The sequence below is a fragment of the Niallia sp. MER 6 genome, assembly GCF_023714395.1.
Classification (GTDB): domain Bacteria; phylum Bacillota; class Bacilli; order Bacillales; family Cytobacillaceae; genus Niallia.
In genome coordinates this window covers 1-5,956 of record NZ_JAMAUK010000065.1, presented here as the reverse complement: position 1 = coordinate 5,956, position 5,956 = coordinate 1, and the positions used below count along the sequence as shown (strand labels likewise).

General features: G+C 33.9%; 4 protein-coding genes and 2 pseudogenes. 2 read left to right on the top strand and 4 right to left on the bottom strand.

The features are described 5' to 3' along the window. Positions 1-132 (top strand): annotated as a pseudogene (locus tag M3600_RS27860) (IS110 family transposase); the annotation flags it as partial. 268 nt (positions 133-400) lie between these two features. Here the strand turns inward: M3600_RS27860 and M3600_RS27855 are convergent. Continuing rightward, positions 401-775 (bottom strand): MerR family transcriptional regulator, encoded by a 375-nt coding sequence (locus tag M3600_RS27855; RefSeq protein ID WP_237943804.1) that lies wholly within the window; start codon positions 773-775, stop codon positions 401-403. Positions 776-886: 111 nt separating this feature from the next. Here M3600_RS27855 and M3600_RS27850 point away from each other — a divergent pair, with 111 nt between their 5' ends. After that, positions 887-1,276 (top strand): carboxymuconolactone decarboxylase family protein, encoded by a 390-nt coding sequence (locus tag M3600_RS27850; RefSeq protein ID WP_237943802.1) that lies wholly within the window; start codon positions 887-889, stop codon positions 1,274-1,276. Positions 1,277-1,602: 326 nt separating this feature from the next. Here M3600_RS27850 and M3600_RS27845 read toward each other — a convergent pair whose 3' ends face one another. From M3600_RS27845 to M3600_RS27835, 3 genes and pseudogenes are all read right to left on the bottom strand, one after another. Beyond that, positions 1,603-2,100, bottom strand: coding sequence for a P-loop nucleotide/nucleoside kinase family protein (locus M3600_RS27845; protein WP_237943801.1), 498 nt, complete (start codon positions 2,098-2,100; stop codon positions 1,603-1,605). A 276-nt stretch (positions 2,101-2,376) separates the two neighbouring features. Next, a pseudogene (locus tag M3600_RS27840) lies at positions 2,377-2,570 on the bottom strand (integrase core domain-containing protein); the annotation flags it as partial. Between the two features lie 112 nt (positions 2,571-2,682). Further along, complete coding sequence (locus tag M3600_RS27835; protein ID WP_237943799.1) at positions 2,683-4,656, bottom strand: methyl-accepting chemotaxis protein; 1,974 nt, start codon at positions 4,654-4,656, stop codon at positions 2,683-2,685. Between the last annotated feature and the right edge of the window lie 1,300 nt (positions 4,657-5,956).

Below are 5,956 nucleotides of genomic sequence, written 5' to 3'. Positions count from 1 at the left end.
CGAAAATATTATGATAAAAAACGCGAAGAAGGAAAGCCTTTTAAGGTAGCTGTTATTGCTTGTGTGAATAAGCTCTTACATTGGGTTTTTGCCCTGTTAAAAAGTAAAACAACTTTCCAAGATATAGCATAGAACCTATATCTAACTAAATAACGTAAAACCTTCCAATTATGAGAAAAAGGAAGGTTATTTGGTATACCCTTTTTTAGTATAACATGAAATATTTTTAGTTTTTAATGAAAAATATTGACAAACTATTAGCTGGTTTAGCGACATACCAAAGGGCACTGTTTTATTGAAGGGAAGACATAGTTTTTCACAATCTTGTTTATGGATATAAAAAAACGACTACTTTTGAAGAGTCGTATGCAAATAATTGAACATTATATGTATTTCCAAATTAATCCCCTACCTCCAATTTCTTATAATAGTTGATTTTTTCTTCAATCTTTTGAAGATTAATTTGTAAGTCTTTTATTTTTTCTTGTACATTTTTTTGATGATTCTCTAATAATCCGCGACGCAAGCCTACTGTTAGCTCACCTTGACTCCGCAGAACAGAGAACTGTTTCATCTCAGACACTGGCATACCCGTTACTCGTAAACGAATTAAAAAGTTTATCCATGATATATCTGACTCCGTATATTGGCGATAGCCATTTACATCTCGCTTTACTTTGTCAAGAAGTCCAATTTTTTCGTAATAACGTAACGTATGTACGGATAGTCCCGTAAAATTTGATATTTGTTGAGTTGTAAAAAATTTTTTATCCATATGTTAAATTATAGCATATAAAAATGGTATTGCTTTAGAGTGCACTCTAAAGTGTAAATTATTTTTACGGAACTTATTTAGAAATTTTAATTTAAGGAGGAGGATAATTAGATGTCAAATGAACGTTATCACAGAGGCTGGAAAAAACTTATGGAAATAGACGGAGAAGGAGGCAAGCGAGTAATTGATTCTTTAAAGGATACTGCCCCTGATCTTGGCAAATATGTAGTTGAATTTGCTTTTGGAGATATTTATTCTCGAAAGGGATTAGATTTAAAACAACGTCAACTTGTAACAATTGCTTCTCTTACTACTCAAGGAGGGTGTGAGCCACAACTTAACGTTCATATTAATGCTGCACTTAACGTGGGACTCACCCCTAATGAAGTGATTGAGGCGATTACTCAATGTGTTCCGTACACTGGTTTTCCAAGAGTTCTTAATGCAACTTTTGTTGCAAAACAAATTTTTGAAGAACGTAATTTGAAGGTAACCAATTAATGTTATTTAAGGGTAACTTTAGTTGCCCTTTTTTCCAAAACCATTAATGAGGGTGTGGACTGAACAAATGGCTAATGAGGCCATTTTAGTCACAGAAATACTTTTAAAAAATCCTTTATACGTAACACTACCATTATATCCATTAAAAGAAGCTTTCCTTTACTAAGAAAAGCCCCAGTATTTTTCAAGTGTATCACTTCACACAAAGTTACATCGATTTAACTTATATACAATGAAACATTCCTTACTCGCATTTCAATTTATATCATATAGAGCACCTCCCTGAACAAAAGGCACTCTATACACATGAATCATTGAACTCCCTGTTATTTTTGTCCGCTCAACTCTAAGATATTTAAACCCTCAGATGCCACTGGTGCTTCAAAAAATTTAGTAACATGAATAAACATCGCCTCCGTGTCAAAAGCTTCTCTTTCGGGTTGTTCGATACGCCTTTGTGCAATTTGACGTAAGCATAGTTCGTTATTTAGATTAAGGAAAATTAGTTGATGGCTTGCATTAACCTCTGAAGCTATATTTAAAAACCACTTTCGCAGGTTTTGAGTGTTAGCCGGAAAATCCATCACTACATCTGTACCGACACTTAATATGTTTTGAACATGCTTTTTCACGAATGGCTTGAGCTGTGCTGAGAATTTTAGGTAGTCCTCAAATGATGTAATCTGATTGGGATAAAGAGATGAAAGCCAATCATCCTCGGACAACAGTACAGCATGTTTATCTATCGCCAATTGTTTTGATTTAGTTGATTTTCCAGCTCCCATTTTTCCACAGAAAAAATATAGTGTCCCCAATTGTTTCATATTTTTAACCCTCCGCTCTTAGTTTAGTTAAAAACTTTTTACTTTAGACATTCACCTCTTATTAATATTTAGACGTTAAGATTTATTTCTAATTTACTATTGTACCAATTTTTAGTTATATGACTGATATGTTGATATCTCTCATTAACTATTACCATAAACAAATAAGTACTTCCTCATGATTATTCTACAAAAAAGATAAAATTTCCTTGTTAGGCTAAACTGCAACATAGCACCATGGATTTGAGTCAATAATTTGGACAAAAAAGTTAAGTATTAAGAGGTTCTTCTAATCTGATGCTCCATAGCTTGAGGTGTTTGATAGCCGATGCTGCTGTGAATTCTGTTTCTGTTGTACCCGCCCTCTATAAACTGAAACATGGCCAGCTTCACTGCCCGGTAGTCTGTGTACTGGGTATGATAGACTTCTTCTTTCTTTAATATGGGTGAAATGACTCTATACAGGCATTTACAAATCCCTAAATCACCAGATATATTTATACTTAAGATGTTCAATCAATATTAACCCTCTATAAGTGAAAAGCCGCCGCAGATTTAGGACAAATCTGCGGCGGCTTTGTTTTAATATTTATATTTTTTAATAATGTCGTGTAGCTCATCTGCCATAATAGAGAGTGTATGGGACGAAGAGGATATCTCCTCCATTGCTGCAAGTTGTTCTTCTGTCGATGCAGCGACCTCTTCTGAGGAAGCTGCATTACTTTTCGCAATATCAGAAACATCATTTGCAGTTTCTTCTACTTCCTTAACTACTACAATCATTTCTTTAATTGTGTTGGATACCTCATCCATTTTTGGTGATATTTCCTTCATGCTTGAAAGAATATCACCAAACTTTTCAATAGCATCCTCTGATACAGATAGTCCACTTTGAACGTTGTCAACTACAGTAGTCATTTTTTGAACAGTGCTTTCTGTGTCCTGCTGGATGGCCTTAATTAAATCTGAAATTTGACTTGCTGAGCTTTGTGATTGTTCAGCGAGTTTTCGGACTTCTTCAGCAACAACAGCAAAACCCTTCCCTGATTCTCCTGCCCTTGCAGCTTCAATTGCTGCATTTAATGCTAGAAGATTGGTCTGTTCCGAAATAGCTGTAATGACATTTAAAATAGTCCCAATTTCTTTAGAACGGTCATACAAGGAGTGAATGACTGCATTTGAATCAAGTACAGATGCATGTATAAGATTCATTTGGTCAACAGTCAGCTTAACTGAACGGCCTCCTGTTTCCGCTTTTTCGGTTGTTTCCCTCGTCAAATCGGAAACAGCAGTAGTGCTTTCAGCAATGGAAGTAGTCCCTGCCGAAATTCTGTTTAATGCTAAAATATTTTCTTGCATTCCTGACGTTTGTTTTTCAGCGCTTGATGCAACCTCTTGAATAGCTTCTGCCACTTGTTCTGTTGCTTCACTTGTCTGCATGGCACTTGCATTAAGTTGTTCGGCAGAAGCAGCCACTTGAACAGCGTTTTGCTCAACAGTTCCTAACAAACTTCTTAAGCTTGTCTGCATGTCAATGAAGGATGAAGCGAGCTTGCCAATTTCATCATTAGAATTTGTTTTAATATCTTCTGTTAGATCACCACTGCTGATTTTCTGTGCTGTCTTTTGGAGTGCTCTTACTCTGATAATAATCGATCTTACTATTACCATGACAATTGCTGCACCAATAACAACTGCTATAGCAATTACATGGAAGGTAGTGTTTAAAATTGGTGAAGCAGCTTCTTCAATTTCTGATGAAGACATAGTTCCGGCTATTTTCCAGCCTGTAAGTTTATTCGTCGTGTAATACATAACTCTTTTATTGTCTTCAACAGTATAGTCGATGACACCGCTCTCTGCTTTATAAAGCTCCTTATAATAACTTTGTTCAGCCTTCGCACCAGCTTTTCCTTTTGGATTCACGATAAATAGCTGCTGTGTATCAAGAAGGATGGCATAGCCATCTTGACCGATATTAACATTACTCGCTGTCTCTGCCAGTCTTTTTATATTGATATCAATTGCCAAAACGCCACTTCCATCTTTTAGCTTCTTGGTAACAGTAACAACCATATCTCCTGTACTTGTATCTTTATAAGGACTTGTAACAACTACATCATTACTATCCATGCCCGCTTGATACCAAGGTCTCTCCCTTGGGTCATAATCGCTTGGAAGGTCAGTTTTAGGATATGAAATCATTCGTCCATGTGTTGTACCGATATAAATGGATTGTGCTTCTGGATGTAATCCGATATACTGGGTGAGCTTTTGGATTCCTTGAGAATTATTGTCTCCTTCAGTAAACATGTCTGCAGTCAGTAAATCACTAAAAAATTCTGCATCATGCACCTTTGGCGAAAGCGTATTGTCTATGTTTGAACTAAGCAGTTTAACATTTTCTTCAGCACTTTTTAATAAACTGTTTTCTAGTTCATTTTTTGCACTGTTATAGGAAAGGAGGCCCACTGCTATTGTTGGAATTAGAAGAATAATAGCAAATGCTGTGTAAAGCTTTGCCCTTAAATTCCATGTGATGTTTAATTTCTTCATTGCTGCTATCTCCTTAAGTTTAATTTCAAGAAAGCAATCAAAGCCAATTATGGTGAGATTGCAATCTATATACGATTATATCGGCATTGGCGAGGGGAAATTGAAGCACTTAATTTTGAACAAAAAATATTATTGCCAAAATTACTGAAATGAAAATGCTTTATTTATTATTGATAAGAAAATTTTTCCAGTGCTTCTTTTTCTGTTTTATATTTAAGGCAAATTATGATTCAACAAAATACGAACGCCTGAAGGATATACTGTTGAAATTGCCATTATTAAGGAGTAAATCACCTTTAATGATTACACCATAATTATACTTTTGAATATTATCAAGATAAATTTCAAATATTTGACCTACTTTTATTTGTTTAAAATACTTAGTTTTTTTAGGTTGCTTTATTTTCACTTCTGATACTATTCCATCAAGTAATCGAAAATCATAGTTTAATAATTCAATTAAAAAATCTTAGATTTCTGATACTGTTTGTGAAATATTTGTATTATTAAGATGTGCTTTAATTCCTTTAACAATTTCTTCCTTGTAGATACGTCCTTCTGAGAAACAGACATATAGTAAATATATTTTTTATTTTATATCAATTTTGGAATTACTTTTTATTCAACTAAACTGCTCCGATTGTTTCATTTTGAATGAAGGTAATGAATTAACAAACAGGAAAGATAACGATAGATTTAACTAGTCTTATTGATGTTGTATCTTGACTATAAAATGTCAGATGAACAGGTTTATGTATGAGCTTATAAAAAACTGCTTCGTTTACTTCATGAATCATAAAAAACAAGGATACCACTGATAAATCAACACTTTTATGTAAAAAGGTCAACCAATTAAGGTTGACAAAAGTCGTATTGGTTGATTAAAAGCAAAAGATCTTAATTACCGTCGTACTCTATATATTATTCATTTTAACAATCAAAGTATGGCATTCTGTCTAAAGGAAAAAAGATGTACCGCCGTACTATCGGTACATCTTTTTTTCGTGTATATACAAAAAAGGGGTGAAATACATGCCTGATACTATCTTATTACCCTTGTTCATTTTAGTACCGGCTCTTATCCACTATTTACTTATGAAATGTCTGTAGAGTTTGTAGCTACTTTCAACGTTTTAATTTATATCAATTGTGAAAATATTCACTTAAACAAACCTCCCTCAATAAACAAACACTTATCTCTTAAATACGCAGTTTTTCTCCATATTGCTATCTAACTTGTTTAACTTTATAGATTTGGTTATTGTGAAAAGATCATAAATAAGCATCTTATAAAGAAAAT